This is a genomic window from Andreprevotia chitinilytica DSM 18519 (assembly GCF_000711875.1).
Classification (GTDB): domain Bacteria; phylum Pseudomonadota; class Gammaproteobacteria; order Burkholderiales; family Chitinibacteraceae; genus Andreprevotia; species Andreprevotia chitinilytica.
The window spans coordinates 148860-173113 of record NZ_JONM01000006.1; the positions used below are offsets into that span (position 1 = coordinate 148860).

24 protein-coding genes are annotated in these 24254 nt (G+C 60.7%); 9 read left to right on the plus strand and 15 right to left on the minus strand.

Translation table 11 applies throughout. From position 1 onward, the window contains the following. Positions 1-13: 13 nt before the first annotated feature. The 7 genes from BR41_RS10040 to BR41_RS10070 form a co-directional block, all read right to left on the minus strand. Positions 14-1132 (minus strand): saccharopine dehydrogenase family protein, encoded by a 1119-nt coding sequence (locus BR41_RS10040; RefSeq protein ID WP_035055834.1) that lies wholly within the window; start codon positions 1130-1132, stop codon positions 14-16. A gap of 24 nt (positions 1133-1156) precedes the next feature. Continuing rightward, complete coding sequence (locus BR41_RS10045; RefSeq protein ID WP_169741283.1) at positions 1157-2092, minus strand: TIGR02285 family protein; 936 nt, start codon at positions 2090-2092, stop codon at positions 1157-1159. Between the two features lie 19 nt (positions 2093-2111). After that, positions 2112-2993, minus strand: a complete 882-nt coding sequence (locus BR41_RS10050; protein WP_035055836.1) for a TIGR02285 family protein — start codon at positions 2991-2993, stop codon at positions 2112-2114. A 52-nt stretch (positions 2994-3045) separates the two neighbouring features. Continuing rightward, positions 3046-3933, minus strand: a complete 888-nt coding sequence (locus BR41_RS10055) for a TIGR02285 family protein (protein WP_035055837.1) — start codon at positions 3931-3933, stop codon at positions 3046-3048. Continuing rightward, on the minus strand, positions 3930-4736 hold the full coding sequence (locus BR41_RS10060) for a DUF1338 domain-containing protein (RefSeq protein WP_035055838.1): 807 nt from the start codon (positions 4734-4736) through the stop codon (positions 3930-3932). The genes BR41_RS10055 and BR41_RS10060 overlap by 4 nt, the downstream gene beginning before the upstream one ends. Positions 4737-4806: 70 nt before the next feature. Beyond that, positions 4807-6300, minus strand: coding sequence for an apolipoprotein N-acyltransferase (lnt, locus tag BR41_RS10065; RefSeq protein WP_051710638.1), 1494 nt, complete (start codon positions 6298-6300; stop codon positions 4807-4809). Next, complete coding sequence (locus tag BR41_RS10070; protein ID WP_035055839.1) at positions 6297-7148, minus strand: CorC family transporter; 852 nt, start codon at positions 7146-7148, stop codon at positions 6297-6299. Before BR41_RS10070 ends, lnt begins: the two co-directional genes overlap by 4 nt. A gap of 410 nt (positions 7149-7558) precedes the next feature. Here BR41_RS10070 and BR41_RS10080 point away from each other — a divergent pair, with 410 nt between their 5' ends. From BR41_RS10080 to BR41_RS10090, 3 genes are all read left to right on the plus strand, one after another. Beyond that, the gene (locus BR41_RS10080; RefSeq protein ID WP_035055841.1) at positions 7559-8467 is read left to right on the plus strand and encodes a LysR family transcriptional regulator; all 909 of its coding nucleotides are present in this window, start codon (positions 7559-7561) and stop codon (positions 8465-8467) included. 121 nt (positions 8468-8588) lie between these two features. After that, positions 8589-8879, plus strand: a complete 291-nt coding sequence (locus tag BR41_RS10085) for a hypothetical protein (protein ID WP_035055842.1) — start codon at positions 8589-8591, stop codon at positions 8877-8879. Between the two features lie 327 nt (positions 8880-9206). Next, positions 9207-10493, plus strand: coding sequence for a tetratricopeptide repeat protein (locus tag BR41_RS10090; RefSeq protein ID WP_035055843.1), 1287 nt, complete (start codon positions 9207-9209; stop codon positions 10491-10493). A 262-nt stretch (positions 10494-10755) separates the two neighbouring features. Here BR41_RS10090 and BR41_RS22880 read toward each other — a convergent pair whose 3' ends face one another. Continuing rightward, a complete protein-coding gene (locus BR41_RS22880; protein WP_051710640.1) occupies positions 10756-12234 on the minus strand; it encodes a rhomboid family intramembrane serine protease in 1479 nt (492 codons plus the stop codon). A gap of 269 nt (positions 12235-12503) precedes the next feature. Between BR41_RS22880 and BR41_RS10100 the strand changes: the two genes are divergently transcribed. The 4 genes from BR41_RS10100 to BR41_RS22885 all read left to right on the plus strand — a co-directional run bounded on the left by BR41_RS10100 (position 12504) and on the right by BR41_RS22885 (position 16211). Next, positions 12504-12794 carry a co-chaperone GroES gene (locus BR41_RS10100; RefSeq protein ID WP_035055844.1) on the plus strand — a complete coding sequence of 97 codons (291 nt, stop codon included), beginning with the start codon at positions 12504-12506 and terminating at the stop codon, positions 12792-12794. A gap of 111 nt (positions 12795-12905) precedes the next feature. Next, on the plus strand, positions 12906-14546 hold the full coding sequence (gene groL / locus BR41_RS10105) for a chaperonin GroEL (RefSeq protein WP_035055845.1): 1641 nt from the start codon (positions 12906-12908) through the stop codon (positions 14544-14546). A 146-nt stretch (positions 14547-14692) separates the two neighbouring features. Continuing rightward, a complete protein-coding gene (locus BR41_RS10110; RefSeq protein ID WP_035055846.1) occupies positions 14693-15214 on the plus strand; it encodes a BRO-N domain-containing protein in 522 nt (173 codons plus the stop codon). 76 nt (positions 15215-15290) lie between these two features. Next, on the plus strand, positions 15291-16211 hold the full coding sequence (locus tag BR41_RS22885) for an ankyrin repeat domain-containing protein (protein WP_051710642.1): 921 nt from the start codon (positions 15291-15293) through the stop codon (positions 16209-16211). Positions 16212-16223: 12 nt separating this feature from the next. On the opposite strand, the gene BR41_RS10120 is transcribed toward BR41_RS22885, so the two are convergent. The 7 genes from BR41_RS10120 to BR41_RS10150 all read right to left on the minus strand — a co-directional run bounded on the left by BR41_RS10120 (position 16224) and on the right by BR41_RS10150 (position 22194). Continuing rightward, complete coding sequence (locus tag BR41_RS10120) at positions 16224-16685, minus strand: acyl-CoA thioesterase (protein WP_035055847.1); 462 nt, start codon at positions 16683-16685, stop codon at positions 16224-16226. Between the two features lie 218 nt (positions 16686-16903). Beyond that, positions 16904-17887, minus strand: a complete 984-nt coding sequence (gene lipA / locus BR41_RS10125; RefSeq protein ID WP_051710643.1) for a lipoyl synthase — start codon at positions 17885-17887, stop codon at positions 16904-16906. A gap of 48 nt (positions 17888-17935) precedes the next feature. Continuing rightward, on the minus strand, positions 17936-18568 hold the full coding sequence (lipB, locus tag BR41_RS10130) for a lipoyl(octanoyl) transferase LipB (RefSeq protein WP_035056039.1): 633 nt from the start codon (positions 18566-18568) through the stop codon (positions 17936-17938). Between the two features lie 73 nt (positions 18569-18641). After that, a complete protein-coding gene (locus BR41_RS10135) occupies positions 18642-18947 on the minus strand; it encodes a YbeD family protein (protein ID WP_035055848.1) in 306 nt (101 codons plus the stop codon). Next, positions 18944-19840 carry a D-amino acid aminotransferase gene (locus BR41_RS10140; protein ID WP_035055849.1) on the minus strand — a complete coding sequence of 299 codons (897 nt, stop codon included), beginning with the start codon at positions 19838-19840 and terminating at the stop codon, positions 18944-18946. The genes BR41_RS10135 and BR41_RS10140 overlap by 4 nt, the downstream gene beginning before the upstream one ends. 27 nt (positions 19841-19867) lie before the next feature. Next, complete coding sequence (locus BR41_RS10145; RefSeq protein WP_035055850.1) at positions 19868-21004, minus strand: D-alanyl-D-alanine carboxypeptidase family protein; 1137 nt, start codon at positions 21002-21004, stop codon at positions 19868-19870. A gap of 344 nt (positions 21005-21348) precedes the next feature. Next, positions 21349-22194 (minus strand): PhzF family phenazine biosynthesis protein, encoded by an 846-nt coding sequence (locus tag BR41_RS10150; RefSeq protein WP_035055851.1) that lies wholly within the window; start codon positions 22192-22194, stop codon positions 21349-21351. A 162-nt stretch (positions 22195-22356) separates the two neighbouring features. Here BR41_RS10150 and pcnB point away from each other — a divergent pair, with 162 nt between their 5' ends. Further along, complete coding sequence (gene pcnB / locus BR41_RS10155) at positions 22357-23724, plus strand: polynucleotide adenylyltransferase PcnB (protein WP_035056041.1); 1368 nt, start codon at positions 22357-22359, stop codon at positions 23722-23724. Next, positions 23724-24206 carry a 2-amino-4-hydroxy-6-hydroxymethyldihydropteridine diphosphokinase gene (gene folK / locus BR41_RS10160; RefSeq protein ID WP_035055852.1) on the plus strand — a complete coding sequence of 161 codons (483 nt, stop codon included), beginning with the start codon at positions 23724-23726 and terminating at the stop codon, positions 24204-24206. The genes pcnB and folK overlap by 1 nt, the downstream gene beginning before the upstream one ends. Positions 24207-24254: the final 48 nt, after the last annotated feature.

Genomic DNA, 24254 nt, shown 5'->3' on the forward strand with positions numbered 1-24254 from the left:
GGGTGAATCCGGTTCATACCGGTATCTCCTCGGCATAGCGATCCAGCGCGTAATAACCGCCGAACCGGTTGACGAGGAAATCGCTGAGCGCCACCGCATCCTGCGGCACAAAGCCTTGGGTTGGCAGCTTGCCCTCGAAGAACAGGTCGAGCACCGCAGCGGCGCTGGCTGCGGTGGTGAGCTGGATGGCGCTCCAGACTTCGCCGAACAGCTCGCGGTGGTAAATCTTGCGGGCATCGGTGATCTGGCGAAACTGCCCGTGCAGCTGGCCAGAGACCGACACGAACACCAGCACCACGTCCTGCATGGTGATCGGCACGGCGGCTTCCAGCATCTTCTTCATCTGCAGCCGGCCGTGGCGGGATGCGCCCAGCCGCAGGCCGTTCACAAGGAAATCCATCAGGTATTGGTGGCCGGCGTAGCGCACGGTCTTGTAGTTCATCGTCGTCACCTTGCCGGCCAGTGTTTCGCAGAGCGTGCCGAGGCCGCCGGAGGTGTTGAACGCCTCATATTCCAGCCCATCGAGCGAGAAGTGCTCCAGTCCTTCCAGCGGTAGCACTTCGATTTGCCGGCCGTTGATGATGGCTTCGCAGCCATTGCAGTACTCGTTGATCAGCCCGTCGGTGGACCAGGTGAGGTTGTACTTGATGGCGTTGCTGGGGTATTGCGGCAAGGCGCCGACCCGCATCTTGATCGTATCCAGCCGCTCGAAACGGCGCGCGAAGTCAGCGGCGAGAATACCGATGAAGCCGGGCGCGAGGCCGCATTGCGGCATGAAAATCTGCCCCGGCACCGCCGATTTCGCCACCCGGCGGATGGCGCGGGTGGTGGCGACATCTTCGGTCAGGTCGAAATAGCTCACCCCGGCGGCCAACGCCGCGCGGGCAATCGCCGCGTTGACGTCGAAACTGGCTGCCGACAGCACGGCATCTTGCCCCTTGAGGGCCGCCGCCAGTTCCTCGGGTTTGCGGATGCTGCCTGCCCGGGTTTTGACCGGCGCTCGCTCCGCCAGCCGGGCCAGCGCCACGGCATCGCGGTCGGCGACCGTCACATCGTAGTCACCGCTATGGCTGAGCAGTTTGGCAATGCTGGCACCGATCTTGCCGGCACCGATGACGAGGACGGCGGGCATGGCAGCTCCTATCTTGGTCGGGCGCTAGTCGGGGGGTACATCCGGGTGAGTGGCGCGGTAGCTGAAGAACGCGTCGTAGGTCGATTGATATCGTTGCCGCACCGGTGGCGCCAGCCAATCCGCGAGTGCCTGACGATAGAACGGCGTTTTGACCGCTTCGCGTATCGCCGCATCGATATCCCGGATGGCTTGTTTGCCCCGCTCGTTTTTCGTGCAGGCGATGTAGCTGATGAGGCTGTCGGGCGCTTCGTCGATGGGGAGCACGGTGATGTCGTGCTGATAGCGTGCTTGTTGGCGCAGGTATTCGACCACGAAGGGATATTCGATCGTGTAGTCCATCCGTCCGCCATCGAGCATGCGCATGACGTGGCCCATTTGCGGTACGACCATTCGGTGAATCTTGCTCGACGGCGCGTTCAGGATGGCATCCAGTGCCGGGTTGAAACTGCGCTTGTCCTCGACATATCCCGTCACATCCGTACGCGCGACCAGCGTTGCCAACATCAGGCTGGATTTGCCTTGCGCCACCGCGTGAGCGTGGTCGTCACGCATCACCACATGCAATGGCGGCACCAGCAAAGCGCTGGTGAAGTAAGCGACTTTCTCTCGCTCTGGTGTTTTGAGGGCAGAGGCGTAACACAGGGCGTTGCCCTGCGCTATTTCAGTCCAGACGCGTGGAATGCTGGTGCGGATGAAGTGATGCTGATAGCCCGCCATGCGGGGCAGGATGGCGGCCATCAGCCGATCGCTCATGCCATTGCCGAGTTCAGTCGATGATCTTGGTGTGGCCCAGGTGGGCAAGATGTAAATCGGTGGCCAATCGACGAGTGCCCAAGTGATCTCTCTGGTCTGGCCCGAGGCGGGCTTGGCGAGCAACCCGCACAGTGCCGCGCCCAAAGCGAACAGCAACGACCCACAAATGGATGGGATGGGGGCGTGGGCTCTGAGGGCGGCTCGCATGGCGCATTCCTCGTTTGATCTAGTCGGCGAGCCTGAGTGGCTGCTTGCGGCCGTTGTAGAACGCCTCGAAGCGGGGGCGGACGCGCAGCACGACATCTGCCGTCAGCCACGGCGTGACGATGTTGCGGAAGGCTTCGTTGGCCGAAAGCTCGATCAGCGCCGCGTCGATGTCCTGAATGGCCTGCTTGCCCCAGCCATTGCGGGTGCACGCCACATTGGCGGTCAGAATGTCCGGGATTTCGGCCAGCGGCAGCGTGATCAGCTCATGCTCGAACGGCTTGAGCTTCTGGTGGTAGGCCACGACGATGGGGTATTCCAGCGTGTAGTCCAGCTGGCCGGCATCGATCAGCCGCAAGATCCGGCCGGAAACCGGTTCGGCGATCCGGCGTGTTTTGTTGCCGGCCTGGTCGATCAGGACATCGACTTCGGAGGAATAACTGCGCTTGGTCGCGAAGGCGCCTTTCAGTTCGGCATGGTTGAGCAGGTTGGCGAGCACCACCGGTTGGCCCGTCGCGCTGATGCGATTCGCCTGGTCTTTGCGCAGGACCAGATTCAGCGGCGGCAGCACGAATGACGGCGTGAAATAGGCCAGCTTTTCCCGTTGCGGCGTTCTGAGTGCGGAGAGGTAGCACAGGTTATGACCATGCTCGATCTCTCCCCATAAGCGCTGCAGGTCGGTGCGGACGAAATGATGGTGGTACTGCGGCAGCTTGGCGGCCAGCAGCGTACTGGCCCGGTCGCTGATGCCATCGCCCAGGCTGGACGGCCCCTCCAGTGCGCCGTCGGGCGGCACGATGTAGAGCGGCGGCCAATCGATCAGCACCCAGGTGATCTCGCGTGGCTCGCCGCTGCCGGCTGCGACCGCGGTGAATAACAGACAGAGCGTCAAAAGCACGCGCATTGCTGCATCCTCATGTGACCTGCCGACCCGACGTCGGCTGGATTCCCTGTCGCTAGTCCGTCAGCCGGATTGGCTGGGTGTGTCCGTTATAGAACTGGTCGAACCGGGGGCGATACTTATGCTGGATGTCCGCCGGCATCCACGGTGCGGTGATGTTGCGGAACGTCTCGGTCGCCGAGAGCGCAATCAGTGCTGCGTCGATATCCTGCAGGGCTTGCTTGCCCCAGGCGTTGCGCGTGCAGATGGCGTTCAACGCGAACACATCCGGAATTTCAGGCACCGCTTGCAAGGCCAGTTCGTGCTCGAACGGCTGCGTTTTCTGGTGGTACGCCACAATGAACGGGTATTCCAGCGTGTAATCGATGCTGCCGGCCGCAATGAGCCGCAGCAGCTGGCCGGAACTCGTATCGACCACCCGGCGTGCGCCATCGCTGGGGCGGTCGATCAACGCGTCGACCGGCGTGGTGTAGCTGCGTTTGGCCGTGAATGCGCCGGTCAGCTCAGGCTTGGCAATGAGTGCGGTGAGTGATGCCGGCTTGCCGCCCACGTTGAACTGGCTGAGCCGGTCCTTGCGAACCACCAGCGCGAGCGGCGGCAGCACGATCGATGGCGTGAAATACGCGAATTTTCCCCGGTCCGGCGTCCTGAGCACCGAGATATTGCACAGGTTATGGCCACGCTCGATTTCGCCCCACATGCGTTGCAGGTCGGCGCGGATGAAACGGTGCCGGTATTGCGGCAGTTTGGCGGCGACCAGCATGATCGCCCGGTCGCTGATGCCCTCGCCAAGCTCCGCCGGGGTTTCCGGTGTTTTGTCTGCCTTCAGCAGGTAAAGCGGTGGTCGATCCGGCAGCAGCACCCACGTGATCTCCCGCTCAGCCGCGTTGATCACGCTCGCAGCCAGCCCGATCAGCCCGGCGAGGATGCGCGGCCAGTTCATTGCATCCCCCCGCCCTTGAAATCGGTCGATTCAAAGATGCGGTTGGCGCTGGCGGCGACAAAGCCTTGGTACAGCGCGCCGTCTGCATCGGGATAGCGGCGGGCGAATTCGTAATAGCAGGTCGGGATGGTGAGCGGGCCATCGGCAAACCGGATTTCGATCCGGTCAGCCAGTGTGCTGGCCTGCTCCAGCAGTTCATCCGGCGTGCCCTTGATCTTGCCGCCCGCGCTATTGATGGCAAACCCGGCAGCCTCGACGCGTGCCACTGCCTCTTCCAGCGCGAGCGGTGGCGTGAGCTTGTGCATGGCAACGGTGAAGTGGTTGGCCGTCAAACCATGCGCCAACAGCCAGCCGGCGTATTCGCTTTCCGCTGCGACCTGCTTGTATTCCGCGCGGGTCACGGCGGGCCACAGCCGTCCGGCCATGAAGATTGCGGGCTTGATGACCAGATTGCCAGAAATTGCGGTGATGGCGCGTTCGACAATGGCGCGGCTGGCGGGCGAGAGCGCGGCCACGTGCAATTCGGACAAAAACACCAAGGGATCATCGGGCCAGGCCGGCACATAACCCCATGCGCTCAAGTGCTTATCGGGGAATTCATACGGTGCATGGCGTTGGTAGCCGAGGCCGAACAGTACGGTTTCGAGTTCGGCCAGCTGGATCGGGCTGTGATCGAAGGTGCGAAACGCGACGTGATCGTTCACCACGTCGTCGTCGCCAAATAGCGTGCGGATGCGGGCTGCCTGCGGGGCCAGCTGCACATAGCGTTGCCACAGCTGGGAGAAAAAGAGATCGGTATCCATGGGCGGGAGGGTAAAGCAGGAACAATCCTGTTTCAGCCTAGCCCGTGTTTGGCGTGATTTCAGCCGTGGCTTACGGTCGGCGAGAGTCCAGCAGGCGACGAATGACGCAAGTGCCAATCGCAACGAGCAACACCAGGCCGATGGCCCAGTCGCCCCAGCGCATATACGGCGTCAAGCCGGTCATCGGCTGCACTTGCGCTTCCAGCACGCCGCGCATGCGTTCCGGCAATGCGGCAACGCGCCGGCCCTGTGGATCGATCACGGCGGTGAGGCCGGTATTGGTGGCGCGCAGCATCCAGCGGCCGTTTTCCAGTGCCCGTGCCGCACTCATCTGGCCGTGTTGCTCGGCCGCCCATGAGCCGTCGAACCACGCCATGTTGGAGAAATTCGCCATCAGCGTTGCGTTTGAGGTATTGCGGCGCAGCTCGTCGCCGAACGCATCTTCGTAGCAGATGTTGGCTGCCACCGGCACGTTGCCGGCCATCAGCGGTGGTTGGCTTGACCCGCCCGAGGTAAAGCCGGACATCGGCATGTTCAGATAGTGGTACATCCAGCCGAACAGCCACGGCAGCGGCACGAATTCGCCGAACGGAACGAGGTGCGACTTGGCGTAGCGCACGTCCGGCCGGGCGATATTGATCACGCTGTTGTAATACTCGCCGGACCGTTCGCCCTCGATGGCGAATCCGAGCAGCAAATCGGCGTTCTTGCTGCGAGCCGTCTGCTGCAAGCGCTCGATATACGCCGGTGGCGTATCGGCGAGGAAAGAGGGAATCACCGTTTCCGGCAGCAGGATCAGCTTGCCCTTGGCCTCGCTGACCAGGATGGCATTGGCCGACAGTGAGGCGGAGTAGTAGGCGGCATCCCATTTCTCGCTCTGGCGAATCGCGCTCTGGCCAATGCTGACTGCGAGCGGTGCCCCGATTGGCTTCGTCCACTGGATTTGCGCCAAGCCAAAGCTCACCGCGAGCAACGCCACTGTTGCGATCAAGCCCCGCCGCCAATGCACCAGCCATTGCGCCGTCGCCAGCGCCAGCAACCAGCCGACGCCATACACGCCGATCAGCGGGAAGAAACCGGCCAGCGTCGAGACCTGGTTATTGCCAATGGCCGACCACGGAAAACCGGTAAACAGCCAGCCGCGCAGCCATTCGGCGGCGATGAACAGGCTGGGCAAGGTGACGGCGAACCAGATGCTGCTGGGGCTGGCCGGGATTTGCGCGCCACCGGCTCGCAGCCGCACCGCCAGACCGCCTGCCAGTGCCGGAAACAACGCCAGATAAGCCGCGAACAGCAGCACGCATCCTGCCGCCATCCACGCCGGCATGCCGCCGTAGGTGTACAGGCTGATGAAAATCCAGTGCACGTTGGCAGTGAAATAACCCAGCCCCCAGACCCAAGCACGCACAAAGGCGGATTTGGCGGTCGGTGCCTTGGCAATGGCGATGAATAGTGCCGCGAGGGAAACCAGCAGCAGCGGCGCGAGATTGAGGGGGGCGAATGAAAAGACGCTGGCCGCCCCGCAGGCGGCCAGTAACACGGTTGAGGCGAGGCGCCGGATCAAACCTCTTCCTCTTCCTGCACCTTCTCGACCAGTACCGAATGCACGCGACGGCTGTCGGCGCGGACGATCTGGAAGGTGTAGCCGTCGAAGGCGGTCCGTTCGCCGCGTTTGGGCACGTGGCCGAAACGGCTGGTGACGAGGCCGGCGACGGTGTCGAATTCCTCATCGGAGAAATTCGTGCCGAGCGCTTCGTTGAGGTCTTCGATTTCCGTCACGCCCTTCACGCGCCAGTGACCACGGCGGTCGACGATGATGTTGTCTTCGGTTTCGTCGTAGTCGTATTCGTCTTCGATATCGCCGACGATCTGCTCCATCACGTCTTCGATGGTGATCAGGCCGGCCACGCCGCCGTATTCATCCACCACGATGGCCATGTGGTTGCGGTTGTTGCGGAAATCCTTGAGCAGCACATTCAGGCGCTTGGATTCGGGAATGTAGACTGCCGGGCGCAGCATTTCGCGCACGTTGAAGTTGTCTTCGCCTTCGGCGTAATAGCGCAGCAGGTCTTTGGCGAGCAGGATGCCGACTACGTCGTCTTTGTTGCCATCGATGACCGGGAAGCGGGAGTGCGCCGTTTTCATCACGAAGGGAATGAAATCATGCGGCGGGGTACTGATGTCGATCACGTCCATCTGGCTGCGTGGCACCATCACATCGCGCACCTGCATGTCGCCGACATTGAGCACGCCTTCGATCATGGCAAGCGCATCCGCATCCAGCAGATGCCGCTCGAAGGCGGAGTGGAGAATTTCTACGAGTTCGCCGCGGTCTTCGGGTTCACGCAGCAAAAAGTGGGTCAGACGTTCCAGCCAGCTTGCTTTGGGCTGCGTCTGCGAGGGGTCGTCCATTGGGGGATGTACATCCGGTTACGAAGATAGGGGGATGATACCGGAAGATCGCGGAAGTCGTGTTACAGGGCGGTGAGGGATATTGATCGGATAGCCCGGATTGCGCTGCTAAATGAGCGGGCAGTTAATTTCGAAGGAAGATGCATGAACAACTGGGGATTCAGGCTGGTATTCGCCTGCATTATGTGGGCGATTTGCGCGGTGATGAGCGGCGCTTCCACCATGCATTGGTGGCCTCGGCTTTTTACACTCGCGTGTGCATACGTGATGCTTTACACCGCCATTTTTGAATGGCATGCATATGCTGGACTCGGCAGGGTCTCCCAAATAGCCGTCATATTCGTCACCGTACTGCCCGTTGTGATAGCGAGTTATTTTGTGACGCTTGCGTTTATAAGCTAGGTAGTTAAATGCCCGTCCCCGACCTCAACCGCCTCGAACTCTTCATCGCTGTCTTTGAAGCTGGCGGGTTCTCCGCCGCAGCCGACCGCCGTGGCGTTGCCAAATCCCTCGTCAGCCAGCAGGTCGCCAAGCTTGAAGCGGAGCTGGGCATTGCCTTGTTCACGCGCAGCACGCGGCGGGTGTTGCCGACCGAGGCGGGCGAGGCGCTGTATCAGGAATGCTCCCCACTGCTGGCTGCGCTATCGCAAGCGGTGGCGAATGTCGGTGAGCAGCGGGGGCGGTTGGAGGGGCGGTTACGGCTGACCGCGCCGGCGGACTATGCCGGCAATGCACTCAGCGCCTTGCTGGCTGAATTCGCACTGCTGCATCCGGCGCTGGAAATCGAGCTGGTGGTGAGTGATGCCGTGCTGGATCTGGTCGGCGAAGGGTTGGATTTGGCGATCCGCATGGTCGGTAGCCTCAAGGATTCCAGTCTGCATGCGGTCAAGCTGGGCGATTTTGCGCAGATGGTGGTTGCTGCGCCGTCCTTGTTGGCGAAAGCGGGTGAGGTGACCGAGCCGGTCGAGCTGGCTGCGCAGCCGTGGGTGGTGCTGACCCAGCTCAATTCAGCACTGAACTGGCGGTTTACTGATGCGGCGGGCGAGCTGGTCACAGTGCGGATGCGGCCGGTGCTGCGGGCCAACAGCGCCAGCGTGGTGCGGCAGATGGTGCTTTCCGGCGTGGGGTTCTCGGTGCTGCCGGATTTCATGGCGGCGGATGCGTTGGAAGCCGGCCAGCTGGTACAGGTGTTGCCGGCGTGGCAATTGCCGCAGGGCGGGATTTACGCGGTGTATCCGGTTGCGCGCTACCTGCCGGCCAAGGTACGGGTGCTGATTGATTTCCTGCGGCCGAGGATCGGCGTAACGCGTCAACAGTAATGCGGTTGTCCGCCCCAACGAGTGGTTACACTCGGCTACCAAGCACGCACAGTAGCGGGAAGAGGGCGAGCACATACTGGACTTACACGCTCACTACCGAGCGAAGCCCAGGAGAAACACCATGAAAGTTGCATCCATGCTGATCGCTACCGTCTTCGCAGCTACCGCCGCACTCGGCTTGGCTGCAACCCCGGCAGCAACCGCTTCGGCCCCTGCCGCGACCGCGACAACGGCTTCCAAGCCAATGCCGGTCAAAGTGCAAAAGCATTCGGTCAAGAAACCGCACGCCTCCGCTGTGGCGCGTAAAGCTGGCAAGAAGGCTTCGGCCCCGGTGACGCAAAAGGCGCAGGCCAAGCATCACAAGCATCATCGTCACTACAAGCACGCGAAGGCAAAAGCCGCCACCAAGTAACCCGGTCTGGTTACCGGCAAGCCTCGCTGCAAAAACGCCCCGCAATGCGGGGCGTTTTCCTTGGTGCGCGAACTTCTGCCACCACAAACGCAATCTCGTACTACGTCCACGTCCCCGGTGGGAAATCAACCGTCCACCGGGGTTTCCTGACAGTTTCAATTCCGTTCTGCATGTGCATGGGGAGCATTTCTGAGCAATCCATAGTGGGTTCCTGAGGGCTTTGTGACCCAGCCGCGACAGTGATGTGCCTCGGTCAAAGCTTGCATATGACATCAAGATAACCGATGGGCTAAAGTAAGCGCACAGACGAACCTTGAGACCCCGCTAATGCGCCAATCGGACCGCAAGCCAACGATCACGCCGTACTGGGAATGCTTCCCCAGTTTCTTTGCCTACCCATTCAAGTTCGATGCCTTGTTGCCCCTGCTGTGCTTCGCGCTCGGGTTCGGTGCCTTGCTGTGGTTGATGGGCTTTGGCCTGTTTGCGGGTTTGGCTTTCCTGCTGTTGCTGGTGAGCTTTTTCCGCTTCGCTTTCTCGGTGCTGGAGCGCAGCGCGCAGGGCTACCTGGGCGATAACGTCCTTGCCTTTGAGCACGGTGCAGGTCATCGAGGCCGGCCGTACAAGCATTTTGTGGCGCTGCTGGTGGCTGGCGTGCTGACCTTTCTGGTCGCCAAGTACGTCGGCCATCTGGCGGCGCAGCTCTTTTCGCTGGTGCTGCTGCTGGCATGGCCGGCGAGCCTGATGCAGCTCACGCTGAGCGATAGCCTGCTGGAATCGATCTCGCCCTTGCACCTGTTCGTGCTGATCACACAGATCGGCTTGCCCTATCTGGGCTTATGGGCCTGTATCGGGCTGTTGAGCGTCAGCTCCGGGTTTGCGGGCAGCTGGCTGCCCAAGCTGCTGGGCACCGGTTTCGTGGCCATCTTCGTCGGCAGTTTTGTGTTCATGTATTTCGTTATCGTGATGTACCGCCTGATGGGCTACGTGCTGTACCAATACCACGAGCCGCTCGGGCTGTTCGTTCACGTGGAACCGGCGCAGGAAAAGTCGCCACAGGAAGTCGTCGTCGATGAGGTGAGTGATTTGCTGCAGGCCGGGGATACACGCGGCGCCTTGCTTCGGTTGCGCTCGGCGATCCGCCAGTATCCCTATGATCTGTCGCTGCAAGATCGGTATATCAAGCTGCTGCTGGCGACGGACGAAGCGGGGGATCTGAAATCCGCTGCCGCTGATTATCTGAATGTGCTGGTGGGGGCAGGTCGGCTCGCACAAGCGCTGGTGCTGATCGAAACCGTGCAGGCCCGGCATGCCGATTTCGCCCCGCGTGATGGCACGACAGCCTTGGAGCTGGCCCAACTGGCGCACGATCAGCACAAGACCGCTTTATCGGTGGCGTTGATTCGCGGTTTCGAGCAGCGCTATCCCCGGCATCCGGATGCCGCCGTCGCCATGCTGCTGGCAGCGCGAATCCTGTGTGAGCGGCAACGCAATGACGCGCAGGCCCGCAAGATGTTATTGGCGTTGCTCAGCCGCTATCCGCAGCACGCGGCGTGTCAGGAAGCCAGGAAGTTGTTGCTGGTGATCGATCGGTTGGGGAGCACGGCGCAGTCTTGAGCTTACGGTGCTTGGGGATGCGGGAATCGAATATGTAGCCCGGACGGCTGGCCAGCCGGGGTGGCTCCGGTGGCAATGTCTCCCCGTCCGGGCTACGTTGACGACTGCTTTCTCCCCTCGCCCATTTATGGGAGAGGGGTCGGGGGAGAGGGGCGTGCCAAGTACAGCGATCGTTGCAAGCACCCTCTCCCTAACTCTCTCCCACTAATAGCTGGGCAAGGCAACGCCTTGCCCGCGAGGGCGAGGGGAGAACATCCGTACCTCAAGCCTTGAATGCCGCATCTGCCATCGCCCACTTCACTTCTTCCGCGCGCGGGTAGTGCTGGATCAACAGCCGCCAGCACGCCTTGGCACGCGTCGTCTCTCCTTGTTCGCGGAACACCAGCCCGGTGCGGTAGAGCAATGCCGGCAGCGCCGGTTGATCCGCTGCCCGCTTGACCAGCATCTGCAGCAGTGGCTCGCAACTGGTCGCATGCCCGCCGTCGAGCCAGCACGCTGCCAGTCGTAGCCACTGCGGCAGGCTCAGCTTGGGCATGGGCTGACGCTGTTTCAGAATCCACAACCACGCATCGGCGGAGTCCGGCAGCAAGGCCGTGCGCCCGTCGGCGGTCAGCGCAATCACGCGACTGGCGGCTTTGAAGCGCAGAGCGGCGTCGGGTTGCAGTTTGGCCGCCCGATAAAAATCGCCCACCAGTTCGACATCGTTGGAGCGTGCATCAGTCAAGGCGGCGTAGGCACGTGCGGCGCGTTCGAACTCTAGTTTGGACAGCCACTGGGCGGCCTGCTTGCGCTGCACATCATCCCGCTGCGCTTGATCGTCTTGCACCACCTTGTCGGCCGATTGCCAGCCGCGTTGCCAGCGATAGACCGCCACCAGTGCGGCTCCGGTCAGCAGGCCGGCAAAGTGCGCCATGTAATTGACGTGATCTTTCGGCTCCAGCGTGCGCATCAGCGCTTCCTTGAGCAGCCAGATCGGCAGCACCAGCAAGGCGGGCGCGGTGATGGTGCTGAAGTAGACCAGCACCCAGTAAAAGAAGCGGATTTTTCGCGTGCCGTACAGCACCACGAACATCGCCATCACGCCGGCAATCGCACCGGACGCGCCGAGTGACAACATATACGGCGGCGAGGTGCCGAGCAGATCGGGAATCGCAGCCCCCAGGCCCGACAGCAGATAAAACGCCAGAAACAGCCCGGCCCCGAGTGCCATCTCCACCGTGTAACCGACGATGAACAAGATGGCCATATTGCCCAGCAGGTGATCGACGCTGCCGTGCATGAACATGTGCATGAAGACGCCAACCGGTTCCGGCGCGGCGGGGCGTAGTGCAAAGCGTTCGGTGAAGATCTGTTTGTAGAGTGCTTCGAAATGGCTGCGATCGGCATGCCATTTGTCATAAGTGAGCGAATCCGGCGCGATGACCTGACCGGCCGTGAGCTGGTGTCGGAAATCCCGGTCGGCCTGTAAGGCCATCACGGCGCGCGGCCAAGTGGTCGCGAAGTCTTTGTTCAGCTCAGTGGCCAGATCATGCTGGCCGGTTTTCTCAAGATATTTGAGATAGAGCGGCAGTTCGAGCTTGTCCAGGCCGGCCTCGTGATAGAACTCGAACGCGCTGACGCGGCGGGCATCATCGTCGAATTGCAGTCCGAAATAGATGATGCAGCACACGGCGATGAGCAGCAGGGTGACCCAGGGCGGGCGTCGCCAGTCTGGCTTGGCTGGCAGTGGCAGAATCAGCATTCTTCAGGTATCTCTGTATGTCTGGCGTGATCTTGCCGAAAGATATGCGAGCTGCATGGTGGAGGGCAAGCCGTGCCTGCTCAGCGCCGACAGTCGTTGCGTATGTCGTGTGGCCGGCATGTTTTTCCACCTCGGCCCTTGAAAAGCCCTACTCCCGTCCCTATCATTGGCACTCGTTAGCATCGAGTGCTAACAGCAAATCCGCTGCACCATCGTGCGCGGAGTTCTTGTCTGCACATGCACAGGTTTTCCAACAGGAGATTGAAAAGATGGGTATTCGTCCCTTGCACGACCGCGTCGTGATCAAGCGTGTTGAAGCTGAAGAAAAGACCGCATCCGGTATCGTTCTGCCGGGCGCCGCAGCTGAAAAGCCGGATCTGGGCGAAGTCGTTGCCATCGGCACCGGCAAGCTGCTGGATAACGGCTCGGTTCGTCCGCTCGCGGTCAAGGTTGGCGACAAGGTCATCCTCGGCAAGTACAGCGGCCAATCCGTGAAGGTCAACGGCGAAGAGCTGCTGGTTGTGCGCGAAGAAGACATCTTCGGCGTGCTCGAAGCCTAAGTTCGCTTTGCATCGCGGGTCGATGACGGCATCGCTGCCTCTCGTCCCGCGTGCCGTGCTGCCTGATTCAACAGGCAACCCAAGAATTCAATGAATCTGGAGTAAATAGAAATGGCTGCTAAAGAAGTCAAATTCGGTGATTCCGCCCGTGCTCGCATGGTCGCTGGCGTCAACATCCTGGCCGATGCGGTCAAGGTAACGCTGGGCCCGAAGGGCCGTAATGTGGTGCTGGAGCGCTCGTTCGGCGCCCCGACCATCACCAAGGACGGTGTTTCCGTTGCCAAGGAAATCGAACTGAAAGACAAGTTCGAAAACATGGGCGCGCAACTGGTGAAGGAAGTGGCTTCCAAGACTTCCGATATCGCCGGTGACGGCACCACCACTGCCACCGTGCTGGCACAAGGCATTGTCAACGAAGGCCTGAAGTATGTTGCCGCCGGTTTCAACCCGACCGACCTGAAGCGCGGTATCGACAAGGCCGTGATCGCCCTGGTTGAAGAGCTGAAGAAGATCTCCAAGCCGACGACCACCAGCAAGGAAATCGCTCAAGTCGGCTCCATCTCTGCCAACAGCGATGAAGTGATCGGCCAGAAGATCGCAGAAGCGATGGACAAGGTCGGCAAGGAAGGCGTGATCACCATCGAAGACGGCACCGGCCTGGAAGACGAACTCGACGTCGTCGAAGGCATGCAGTTCGACCGCGGCTACCTGTCCCCGTACTTCATCAACAACCCGGAAAAGCAGATCGCGCTGCTGGATAACCCGTTCGTGCTGCTGTTCGACAAGAAGATCAGCAACATCCGTGACCTGCTGCCGGTGCTGGAGCAAGTCGCCAAGGCTGGCCGTCCGCTGCTGATCATCGCTGAAGATGTCGATGGCGAAGCGCTGGCTACCCTGGTGGTGAACAACATCCGTGGCATCCTGAAGACTGTTGCCGTCAAGGCACCGGGCTTTGGCGATCGTCGCAAGGCCATGCTGGAAGACATCGCGATCCTGACTGGCGGCACCGTCATCGCTGAAGAAGTCGGCCTGACGCTGGAAAAGACCACCCTGGCCGAACTGGGCCAAGCCAAGCGCATCGAAGTGGCGAAAGAAAACACCATCATCATCGACGGTGCTGGTCAGGAAGAAACGATCAAGGCGCGCGTTGGCCAGATCCGCAAGCAGATCGAAGAAGCATCCAGCGACTACGACCGCGAAAAGCTGCAAGAGCGCGTTGCCAAGCTGGCAGGCGGTGTTGCCGTGATCAAGGTTGGCGCTGCCACCGAAGTCGAAATGAAAGAGAAGAAGGCTCGCGTTGAGGATGCGCTGCACGCTACCCGTGCCGCCGTCGAAGAAGGCATCGTGGCTGGCGGTGGCGTTGCGCTGCTGCGTGCCCGCGCCAACATGGGCACCATCAAGGGTTCCAACGCGGATCAAGATGCTGGCATCAAGATCGTGCTGAAGGCCATCGAAGCGCCGCTGCGCCAGATCGTTGCCAATGCTGGCGACGAGCCGAGCGTGGTCGTGAACCGTGTCGTCGAAGGCAAGGGTAACTTCGGTTACAACGCTGCGACCGGCGAATACGGCGATCTGGTTGAACTCGGCGTGCTCGATCCGGCCAAGGTGACCCGTTCCGCACTGCAGAACGCGGCTTCCGTTGCTGGTCTGCTGCTGACCACTGACGCGATGGTTGCCGAACTGCCGAAGGACGACGCGCCGGCCATGCCGGGCGGCGGTGGCATGGGCGGCATGGGCGGCATGGACTTCTAAGCGTCCGCTACCCGTCGTATCCCAGTCGTACCCAACAAAACGCCACCTTCGGGTGGCGTTTTGTTTTTGGATCGGACTTTGTAGAGGGGGCGGAGGTCTGACGTTGGCATTTTGGACTAGGCTGTAAGTCCATACGGGAAGGTGCCATGTCCGATTCCGGCAATGATCTGATCGAAGTGCTTGTCATGTTTGGCATCCGGCTGGCGATTGGTGTTGCCTTGATGGTTGCTGCCTATAAAGCGCATCAAATCTTGCTGCTGCCATTTGCAGGCGCGCTCACGGCCATCTTGCTCGCCAAGCCCATTCTTGAATTGATCCCGGCCATCCATACACGGGTTCGCGTTGCCGTGGCTGACGATGCCGATCACTGGTTGTCCTGGGGCGGATTCACGGTGCGCGCCTATCGTGATGAGCGCGGGCGCTGGTGGTTCGATGCAGTCGACGTCTATCGTTTGCTCGATCTGACCTGGCCACCGAATCAGGAAGAAGCGGAGCTTGCGCCAACACAACGTGGCCGGGCCGTGCTCAGTGAGGCATCCATTCATCAATTGCTGAGCGGCAGCAAGCATCCGCTCGCCATGCGGATCAAGGGCTGGTTCGATCGCGAGATGAAGATTTTGCACCGGATGGGGCAGGGGGGCGTACCGCCTGCCCCATCGCAAGACTGACATCGCTTGTCCGCTAGCGGATGCTGGTCTAGCGTGAACAATCAATTCCTTAGTCTGTGATCCGAAGAGGGATGCCATGGATCGGTTCGTTATCGAAGAACAACTCAGACAATGTCTCGGCGCATACCAGGAACATTTCCCGCAGGAACTGGTGGCCCACTACCCGCGCATTGCCAGTCAGATCATTGACCTATGGGGTAGCCGCAATCTGGACATGTATTTTGAAGAGCTGATGATCGACAGTCGCGGCGACCGTCAGGGGTTTCCATCCTCGGTCGCGCACGAATTGCTCGGTCTGATGCGGGTTTATGATTTGCAGCGCGATATTCGTCCGGACGGCATGCCCGACATCTGGGGCCACACCGAGCAGGAACATCTGGAGTTTCGCGAGGCCCGGCCGAAGTTCACCTCCATCACCTTGATCGAGGCAGCGCAGAAGGGCGAGTTGGAACGGTTCGAGGCCATGGTCAAAACCGGCATCAACTGTGACCGGGCCGATGAGCTGGGCAAAAGCGCGCTGATCTGGGCGTCGGCTTATGGGCATACCCCGATCGTTGAGCGCCTGATCGAGCTGGCTGCGGAAGTCCATCGCGTCGATCTGGGCGGCTATCAGGCCATCCACTGGGCGGCGGCCAACGGCCACGTCGATACGCTGAATTGTTTGATCAACCATGGGGCGCATATCAACGCCCAGAACAAGCGCGGCTATACGCCGCTGATGCTGGCGGCCCAAGGCGTGAAGTTGGGCACGGTATCCCGGTTGCTGGAAGCGGGAGCCGATCCGAACCTGGTCGATGAGGAAAGCAACAATGTGTTGCATCAGGTGTTGCTCTACGGGCGGCCTGGCGAAACCATCCCGATCCTGACGCTGTTGCTTGAATACAAAGCGGATGTTCAGCGCTCGAACCGGCAGCGGCAGACTCCGCTGATCATTGCGATGGCGCATACCGAACTGGCTGTGCGCACGCTGTTTTCGCGCCACACCGGTGATAGCTAGCGGCGGCTGGCTTTAGCCCTGCTGTTGCAAGCGCAATGCCCGGCGGCGCTCCGCGGTTTGCCAGCGCGCTCGGCTGGCATCGTCGTCTGGCGTTAGCAGCGGAATGGCGGCGGGTTTGCCGTCCTCACCCATGGCCACCATCGTGAAGTAGCAGCTGTTGGTATGCCGCACTTCCCGCGTGCGGATGTTCTCCGCCTCCACCCGAATTCCGATTTCCATCGATGTCCGGCCGGTGTAGTTCACGCTGGCCAGAAACGTCACCAGCTCGCCCACGTGGATCGGTTGCTTGAACAGCACCTGATCGACTGACAGCGTGACCACATAGGTGCCGGCGTAACGGCTGGCACAGGCGTAGGCCGCTTCATCCAACAGCTTCAGCAATTGCCCGCCGTGCACATTGCCGGAGAAGTTCGCCATCTCCGGCATCATCAAGACAGTCATCGATAGTTGGTGCTTGGGCTGTTGCTGCTGCATGGCGGCGTCCTTCCAATATGCATTTCGGATATACACGCCAGTGTGGGCCAGTCGGCAGCAGCTGTCAGCTAGGGTTGTCAGTTAGCCTTGCCGGAGCGATCCAAGGCAGATCGCGAGTACTACCAGGAGATGCTTGGCACGCTGCCGGTTTGAGTCGCAGGGGTGATCATTCCAATGAAAAACGGGGCCAATCAGCCCCGTTTTGTCGTGCCAGGGAATCAAATCCCTGCATGATGCGCCTGTTGATCTGCGTGATAACTGGATCGAACCATTGCGCCAACCGCAGCATGTTTGAAGCCAAGTTCATAAGCCAGTGTTTCCCACGCCTTGAACTGATCCGGGTGCACGTAGCGGAGCACCGGCAGGTGGCCGTTGGAAGGCTGCAGGTATTGGCCGATGGTGATCATGTCGATGTCGTGGGCACGCATGTCATGCATGACTTGCACCACTTCTTCATCGGTTTCGCCCAAGCCAACCATGATGCCGGATTTGGTTCTCACGTCCGGGTACATCGCCTTGAAGTCTTTCAGCAGCTTGAGCGAGTGCAGGTAATCCGAACCCGGCCGCGCTTGCTTGTAGAGGCGCGGGGCGGTTTCGAGGTTGTGGTTCATCACGTCCGGCAGGCCGTTGGCGAAGAGTTCCAGTGCGACGTCAAGACGGCCGCGGAAGTCCGGCACCAGCACTTCGATCTGGGTGTTCGGGCTCAGATTGCGGGTCTTGCTGATGCAGTCGACGAAGTGTTGTGCACCGCCATCGCGCAGATCATCGCGATCCACCGAGGTGATGACGACGTAATTGAGCTTGAGCGCCGCGATGGTTTCGGCCAGATGCTGGGGTTCTTCCACATCGAGCGGGTTCGGGCGGCCGTGGCCGACATCGCAGAACGGGCAACGCCGCGTGCAGATGTCGCCCATGATCATGAAGGTGGCCGTGCCCTTGCCGAAGCACTCGCCGATATTGGGACAGGACGCTTCTTCGCACACCGTATGCAGCTTTTGCGTGCGCAGGATGTCTTTGATTTCGTAGAAGCGGCTGTTGGTATTGGGGGCTTGGACGCGAATCCAGTCAGGCTTTTTCAGCCGGGTTTCAAGTTGCACCACCTTGATGGGGATGCGGGCGGTTTTGGCTTCGCCCTTGAGTTTTGTGCCCGCTTCCATTTTGGTCGGGGCGGCGGTCGGGGCGATCTTGAGTTCTTCAGTCATAGGCCTGAATGAGAAAACGCACGGGCTATGTAGCAGGCGTGCGGTTAATCAATTGATTTGTTGCAGGATTTTGTCGGCCATTTTACCCGCGATGCTGGCGGGTGTCTCGCTGACGCCGAAATCGGCCAATTGCGCCACGCGCAGCCCCTCATAACCGCAGGGATTGATCATGTCGAATGGGCCGAGATCCATGTTCACGTTGAGCGACAGGCCGTGAAAACAGCAGCCATTGCGGATGCGCAGGCCGAGCGCGGCGATCTTCGCTTCGCCCAGATCATCCCGTATGTAAACGCCGGGGGCATCGACCTTGCCGTAGGCTTCGATGTCGTAATCGGCTAATAGCGCGATCACGCTGTTTTCCAGCCGGCGCACCAGTTCACGCACGCCGATGCCAAGTCGGCGCAGGTCGAGCAAGGTGTAGGCGATCAGCTGGCCGGGGCCGTGGTAAGTCACTTGCCCGCCCCGGTCGATCTTCACGATGGGAATGTCGCCGCGTTGCAGGATGTGTTCGGGCTTCCCGGCTTGGCCGAGCGTGAAGACGGGGGGGTGTTCCAGCAGCCAGATTTCGTCCGGCGTGTCGGTTGTGCGAGCATCGGTGAACGTCTGCATGGCATGCCATGTGGATTCGTAGTCGGCTAGTCCGAGCTGGCGCGTGAGAAGCGGTAGCGCGTCGGCAACCAAGACCTCTTCGTGCGCCGGCCAATCGCCGCCCAGATTTTCTCGCCTCACCCCTAACTCCTCACCCCTCACGGTTCTAAAGCACCATTCGCACCAGCGGGCTGGCCCGTAGCGCTGCATCATAGGCGCGGACTTGGTCGGCGGAATCAAAGGTGACCATCATGGTGGCGGCGAAGTAATTGCCGCCCGTAGAGGCCTTGCTGGTCAGCAGGTTGGGGTTGAAGCCCGGCACGTGCTGCAGGGTGAGTGCCAGGATGGCGGCTTCGAATTCGGCTTGCGGCACGTTCTTGTTGCTGATGGCCTTGATCGGCAGTTCAACGGGGAAGGTGACCAGTTCTTCGAGCGGCTTGCTCGGGATATCGTTGAAGACGGGTTTGGTCATGTTTGATCCAGAGGGCGATCGTGGCCGATGCGCATGACGCCGGCCTTGAATGCTTGATAGTGACGGTAGATGGCTCGATAAATGGGGCCGGGTGTGCCGTTTCCAACTGGCCGCCCGTCCAGCGAAACGACGGCTAGCACCTCGCGGCTGCTGGATGATAGCCAGACCTCGTTGGCATCGCGCAGCTCGGTTTCACTGACTTCGCGGATTTCGATCGGCATGCCGTGCTGGCGAGCCAGTTCGATGATCAGGTCGTAGGTGATGCCGGTCAGCATCAGGTGCGAGGGCGGCGGGGCGGCGATCACGCCATTTTTGACGATGAAGATATTGCTGGCCGAGCCTTCGATCAGCAGCCCATCACGCAACAGGATGGTTTCGGCCACGCCTTCATCCACGCCATGCTGGCGTGCCAGCACGTTTGCCAGCAAGGAAATCGCCTTCACATTGCAGCGCAGCCAGCGTATGTCAGCCATGGTCGCAGCGACCACGCCGTTTTCGACCAGTGCCGGGGCAGGTGGCGTCAGCGGGTCGGCGAACAGGAATACCGTTGGTTCGACCTTGGCCGGGAAGGCGTGATTACGCGGCCATGCCGGGCCGCGCGTCACTTGCAGATAGACCGATTGATCGGCACTGGCTTGTTTGGCGATCAGCTCGCCAATGATCGCGGCCCATTCGGCCGGTGTGTGTGGATTCGGAATCCGTACCGATTCCAGGCTGGTTGCCAGCCGGTTGAGATGCTCAGTGAGCCGGAACGGCTGCCGGTCATAGACCGGGATCACCTCGTAGACGCCGTCGCCAAACAGAAAGCCGCGATCCAGCACCGACACCTGCAACTGGTCGAGCGGGGCGAAGCGGCCGTTCAGGTAGGCGGTTACCGGCGGTACGTTGAGCATCTTTTCTTACTCCGAGCGTGGCTCCGTTTAACTCAGGTGGAGCTTCATCCGCAGGCTATCCCACATCCGGCCGAAGAAACCGGCCTCGGGAACGTTTTCCAGCGCCACGACCGGCACGTCACGCAGCGGCTTGCCGGCTACGTTCAGTTTCAGTGTACCGATCTGCTGGCCTGCCTGAATCGGGGCCATGACGTTTTGCGCCGGGACGAATTCCTTGGTGATCTTGCCGGCATCGCCCTTATCCACGGTGATGAACAGATCACGGGTGAAGCCTGCCTTGGCCATCTTGCTGGCGCCCTTCCAGACACGCACTTCGCCAAGCGCCTGGCCTGCTGCGACGATCTTGGGTGTGTCGTGGAACTGAACGCCCCAGTTCAGTAGCTTGGCCGATTCGTCAGCGCGGATGGTGTCGCCGGTGGTGCCGACCACGACCGAAATCAAACGGCGGCCGTCGCGATGCGAGCTGGCGATCAGGTTGAAGCCGGCACTGGAAGTATGGCCGGTCTTCATGCCGTCGACATTGGGGTCGCGTTCCAGCAGCAGGTTGCGGTTGTCCTGCTTGATCTTGTTGTAGGTGAAGCTCTTGATCGAGTAAGTGGGGTAGAACTCGGGATAGTCGCGAATGATGGCTGCAGCGAGGATGCCGAGATCGGCGGTGGTCGTATAGAGGTTCGGGTCCGGCAGGCCGGTCGAATTGGTGAAGTGGCTGTTCTTCATGCCCAGCCGCGCCGCTTCGCGATTCATCATCTGTGCGAAGACGTCTTCAGAACCTGCTACCGCTTCAGCCAAGGTCACGCAAGCGTCGTTGCCGCTCTGCACGATCATGCCTTTGATCAGATCGTCCACGCTGACCGGGACTTTCGGATCGAGGAACATGCGCGAACCCTCGGTTTTCCAGCCGCGGGTCGATACGGTCAGCATCTGATCCATCTTCAGGCGACCTTCCTTGACCGCTTTGAAGACGACATAGGCCGTCAACAACTTGGTCAGCGACGCTGGCTCGATGCGCTTGTCGGCATCCTGCGCGGCGAGTGTTACGCCACTCTGGAAGTCGGTCAGGTAATACGCTTTGGCGGCAATTTGCGGCACGGGTGGCGCAAATGCGCCGGCGGTTTGAGCGACGAGGACGGAGGCAAGGAAGGGGGCGATCAGGCGACGATTCATCTGGAGACAACTTTTAGTGCAGTGCAAAAACGGGATTATAAGGGAGGGTTTAAATACCAGCCCGTGACAATGTGCGGGATTTTTCAACCTGCAGGAGCGGACTGGCTCGCGGTAGCAGAGAGAGGCAAAGGCGAAAACCTGTAGACACAGAGATCAGTGAGCACACCGAGAACACGGAGAAAGGCATCGCCTTATGTAGGAGCGAGCTTGCTCGCGATGGCGCTCTTTGGTTGACCATTGCCATCGCGAGCAAGCTCGCTCCTACAAAAACCTCGTCTTTCTCATCGATCTCTGTGTGCTCCGTGCTCTCTGTGTCTACAGGTTTGTTTTTTCAGCCGCGCGCATCACGCCGGCAAATCAAACTCCCCACGTCCCACTTCCATCACCCGTCCGCCAACACGAATCGTCCGCTCGGCATCCACCGATAGTGCCAAGTGAGCCAGCCTGCCAGTCCCAATCCCTTGCACCATCGTGTAGTTGAACGGCGTGGGATGCCCGGCATCCAGCAGCCAGCCACCCAGATTGGCGCAGGCGGAACCGGTGCCGAAGTCTTCGCCGATCTGGTTGTGTTGTACCCAGAAGAAACGCGCGGCGATTTCATGGTTGTCGCCAAAGGCCCACACCAAGGCGCTGGCGTGGCCCAGGCGATTGGACGTGTATTTGTTGAAGAGCGGCAGATCAGGTGTTGCCGCCGCGACGGCTTCCGGGCTGGCGAGCTGGATCACCAACTGTTCGGTGCCAGTGTCGACGAATCTGGCGGTGCCGACCAGCGCCGCGGCAGGTACGCCGATGGCTTGGGCCAGTTGTTCAGCGGTCGCTGCATCGCGATAGCTCGGCGCATTGGCGGTGAGCGTGGCCCGGTCGCCGTCGACGCGGACGGGAATCACGCCTGCTTGCAGATCCAGCGTGACCTTGCCGCCGAGGTTGCGCAGCTTGTTGAGTGTCGCTGCCGTACCTAATGTGGGATGACCAGCGAACGGCAGCTCGTAGCCCGGTGTAAAGATGCGGACGCGGGCCGAGGTAGTTTCGCTCGGGAAGACGAAGGTGGTTTCGGAAAGATTGAGCTGGCTGGCGAGCTGCTGCATGGCTGCATCGTCCAGTCCGCGTGCGTCGTCGAACACGGCGAGCGGGTTGCCGGCATAGGCGGTTTCAGCGAACACATTGACGATGCGGAAGCGGTAGGTCGACATGGTAGAGACTCGGCGCAAGAAAAGTCTTATCGTGCAGTGCAAAACCCGTTGCTGACAGCGTCAGTGACCCGCACAAAAAACCGGCACAGTCACGACAATATGCATCTGTATAATGCGCGTTTTGTGCAGTTTTTCGCCCAATCGACGATATTAAAGAAAGACATGATCCGTAAACTGATCGGCAAGGTCCTCCGCCGCCCGGGCAAACAAGTGTTGCACGCCAAACACTACGGCATACGCCGCGAACTTCTGCACTCGAACGCACTGAAAGTGTGTGACCGACTGCAGGACGCCGGCTTCGATGCCTACGTCGTCGGCGGTGCCGTGCGCGACCTGCTGCTCGGCAAGAACCCCAAGGATTACGACGTCGCCACCAGCGCCACGCCAGAGCAGGTGCGACATGTATTCCATCGCTCCCGCATCATCGGGCGGCGTTTTCGCATCGTCCACGTGCCGTTTTACGACCGCGACGGTGAAGAAATCATCGAAGTCACCACTTTCCGTGGCGCGTCCGATGCCCCGACCGATGACGCCGGACGCATCCTGCGCGACAACGTGTACGGCTCCATCGAAGAAGATGCCGCCCGGCGCGATTTCACCGCCAACGCGCTCTATTACGATCCGAATCGCGAAGAAATCATCGATTTTCATCACGGCGTCGCTGATATCGAAGCCAAGCGGCTGGTGATGATCGGCGACCCGATGCAGCGCTACCGCGAAGACCCGGTGCGCATGCTGCGTGCGGTACGCCTCGCCTCCAAGCTTGGCTTGGCCATTGCGCCGGCCACCAAGAAGCCGATGGCGGAACTGGCGGATTTGCTCGAAAACATCCCGTCGGCACGCATCTTCGATGAAATGATGAAGTTGCTGCTGTCCGGTCGCGCCTGGGTCTGTATCACCGCCCTGCGTGACGAAAAGCTGCACAAGCACGTGTTGCCACTGCTCGACAAACTGTTGTCCCGGCCGGAAAGCAGCGCTTTCCTGCAGAAAGCATTGGAAAACACCGATGCCCGTCTGGCGGAAGACAAACCGGTTTCTGCGGGTTTCCTGTTCGCCGCGCTGCTGTGGCAAGAAGTCGAATTCCGCTGGAAAAAGAACGAAGCCGCCGGCGAACACCCGATGCCTGCCTTGGTGAGCGCGATGAACGACGTCGAGGCGCGCGTCGAACGGAAACTGGCGATCCCGAACCGCTACAGCGCGGCGATGAAGGAAATCTGGTTGATGCAGCCGCGTTTCGAGCAACGCACCGGCAGCCGGCCGTCGCGCCTGCTGGAGCAAGCCCGCTTCCGCGCTGCCTATGATTTCCTCGTGCTGCGTGCGGAATGCGGCTTGGCCGACAAGGAACTCGCCGAATGGTGGACGCAGTTCCAGTACTGCGACGAGCCAACCCGTTCGGCGATGATTGCCCGCGTTGCCAATCCGGCCAAAAGTGACGCCAAGAAGCGCCGCAAACCGCAGCGCCGCAAACCGGCTGCAGCCAAGGTTGGCGGTGACGCTGGCGGCAATGGCGGCGCCGCCGACAAACCGTGATGACCCAGGTCTTCATCGCCCTTGGCGCCAACCTCGGCCGGCCGGCACAGCAACTGCGCCGTGCCTGCGAGCTGCTGGCGTGGTTGCCGTTTACCAAGCTGATCCGGGTTTCCAGTTTTTACCGCAGCCCGGCTATGGGCTATGCCGACCAGCCGGATTTCATCAACGCGGTGGTGATGCTGGAGACCGGGCTGGCCGCCAATGAGCTGCTGGAGTCGATGTTCGCGATTGAAGGCATCAACGGCCGTACCCGTTCGTTTCGCAATGCGCCGCGCACACTCGATCTGGATCTGCTGCTGTTCGGTGATGAAACCATCCATCACGACGGCTTGACCGTGCCCCATCCACGGTTGCAAGAGCGGGCTTTCGTGCTGCGCCCCTTGCTGGAAATCGCCCCGGATATCGTCATTCCCGGTCTTGGCCCCGCCAAAGACTATTTGCCGGGCATCACGGGCCAAGCCATTGATTTCTACGAAGACTGAACTGCCTACCTGCCGGAAACCCTGATGATGCGAGACTTGCGCCAGTGT

Excerpts from the sequence above, each read along its gene's own strand:
- BR41_RS10040 (WP_035055834.1), bottom strand. The coding sequence starts at position 1,132 with ATGCCCGCCGTCCTCGTCATCGGTGCCGGCAAGATCGGTGCCAGCATT.
- BR41_RS10045 (WP_169741283.1), bottom strand. The coding sequence starts at position 2,092 with ATGCGAGCCGCCCTCAGAGCCCACGCCCCCATCCCATCCATTTGTGGG.
- BR41_RS10050 (WP_035055836.1), bottom strand. The coding sequence starts at position 2,993 with ATGCGCGTGCTTTTGACGCTCTGTCTGTTATTCACCGCGGTCGCAGCC.
- BR41_RS10055 (WP_035055837.1), bottom strand. The coding sequence starts at position 3,933 with ATGAACTGGCCGCGCATCCTCGCCGGGCTGATCGGGCTGGCTGCGAGC.
- BR41_RS10060 (WP_035055838.1), bottom strand. The coding sequence starts at position 4,736 with ATGGATACCGATCTCTTTTTCTCCCAGCTGTGGCAACGCTATGTGCAG.
- BR41_RS10070 (WP_035055839.1), bottom strand. The coding sequence starts at position 7,148 with ATGGACGACCCCTCGCAGACGCAGCCCAAAGCAAGCTGGCTGGAACGT.
- BR41_RS10080 (WP_035055841.1), top strand. The coding sequence starts at position 7,559 with ATGCCCGTCCCCGACCTCAACCGCCTCGAACTCTTCATCGCTGTCTTT.
- BR41_RS10085 (WP_035055842.1), top strand. The coding sequence starts at position 8,589 with ATGAAAGTTGCATCCATGCTGATCGCTACCGTCTTCGCAGCTACCGCC.
- BR41_RS10090 (WP_035055843.1), top strand. The coding sequence starts at position 9,207 with ATGCGCCAATCGGACCGCAAGCCAACGATCACGCCGTACTGGGAATGC.
- BR41_RS22880 (WP_051710640.1), bottom strand. The coding sequence starts at position 12,234 with ATGCTGATTCTGCCACTGCCAGCCAAGCCAGACTGGCGACGCCCGCCC.
- BR41_RS10100 (WP_035055844.1), top strand. The coding sequence starts at position 12,504 with ATGGGTATTCGTCCCTTGCACGACCGCGTCGTGATCAAGCGTGTTGAA.
- groL (WP_035055845.1), top strand. The coding sequence starts at position 12,906 with ATGGCTGCTAAAGAAGTCAAATTCGGTGATTCCGCCCGTGCTCGCATG.
- BR41_RS10110 (WP_035055846.1), top strand. The coding sequence starts at position 14,693 with ATGTCCGATTCCGGCAATGATCTGATCGAAGTGCTTGTCATGTTTGGC.
- BR41_RS22885 (WP_051710642.1), top strand. The coding sequence starts at position 15,291 with ATGGATCGGTTCGTTATCGAAGAACAACTCAGACAATGTCTCGGCGCA.
- BR41_RS10120 (WP_035055847.1), bottom strand. The coding sequence starts at position 16,685 with ATGCAGCAGCAACAGCCCAAGCACCAACTATCGATGACTGTCTTGATG.
- lipA (WP_051710643.1), bottom strand. The coding sequence starts at position 17,887 with ATGACTGAAGAACTCAAGATCGCCCCGACCGCCGCCCCGACCAAAATG.
- BR41_RS10135 (WP_035055848.1), bottom strand. The coding sequence starts at position 18,947 with ATGACCAAACCCGTCTTCAACGATATCCCGAGCAAGCCGCTCGAAGAA.
- BR41_RS10140 (WP_035055849.1), bottom strand. The coding sequence starts at position 19,840 with ATGCTCAACGTACCGCCGGTAACCGCCTACCTGAACGGCCGCTTCGCC.
- BR41_RS10145 (WP_035055850.1), bottom strand. The coding sequence starts at position 21,004 with ATGAATCGTCGCCTGATCGCCCCCTTCCTTGCCTCCGTCCTCGTCGCT.
- BR41_RS10150 (WP_035055851.1), bottom strand. The coding sequence starts at position 22,194 with ATGTCGACCTACCGCTTCCGCATCGTCAATGTGTTCGCTGAAACCGCC.
- pcnB (WP_035056041.1), top strand. The coding sequence starts at position 22,357 with ATGATCCGTAAACTGATCGGCAAGGTCCTCCGCCGCCCGGGCAAACAA.
- folK (WP_035055852.1), top strand. The coding sequence starts at position 23,724 with ATGACCCAGGTCTTCATCGCCCTTGGCGCCAACCTCGGCCGGCCGGCA.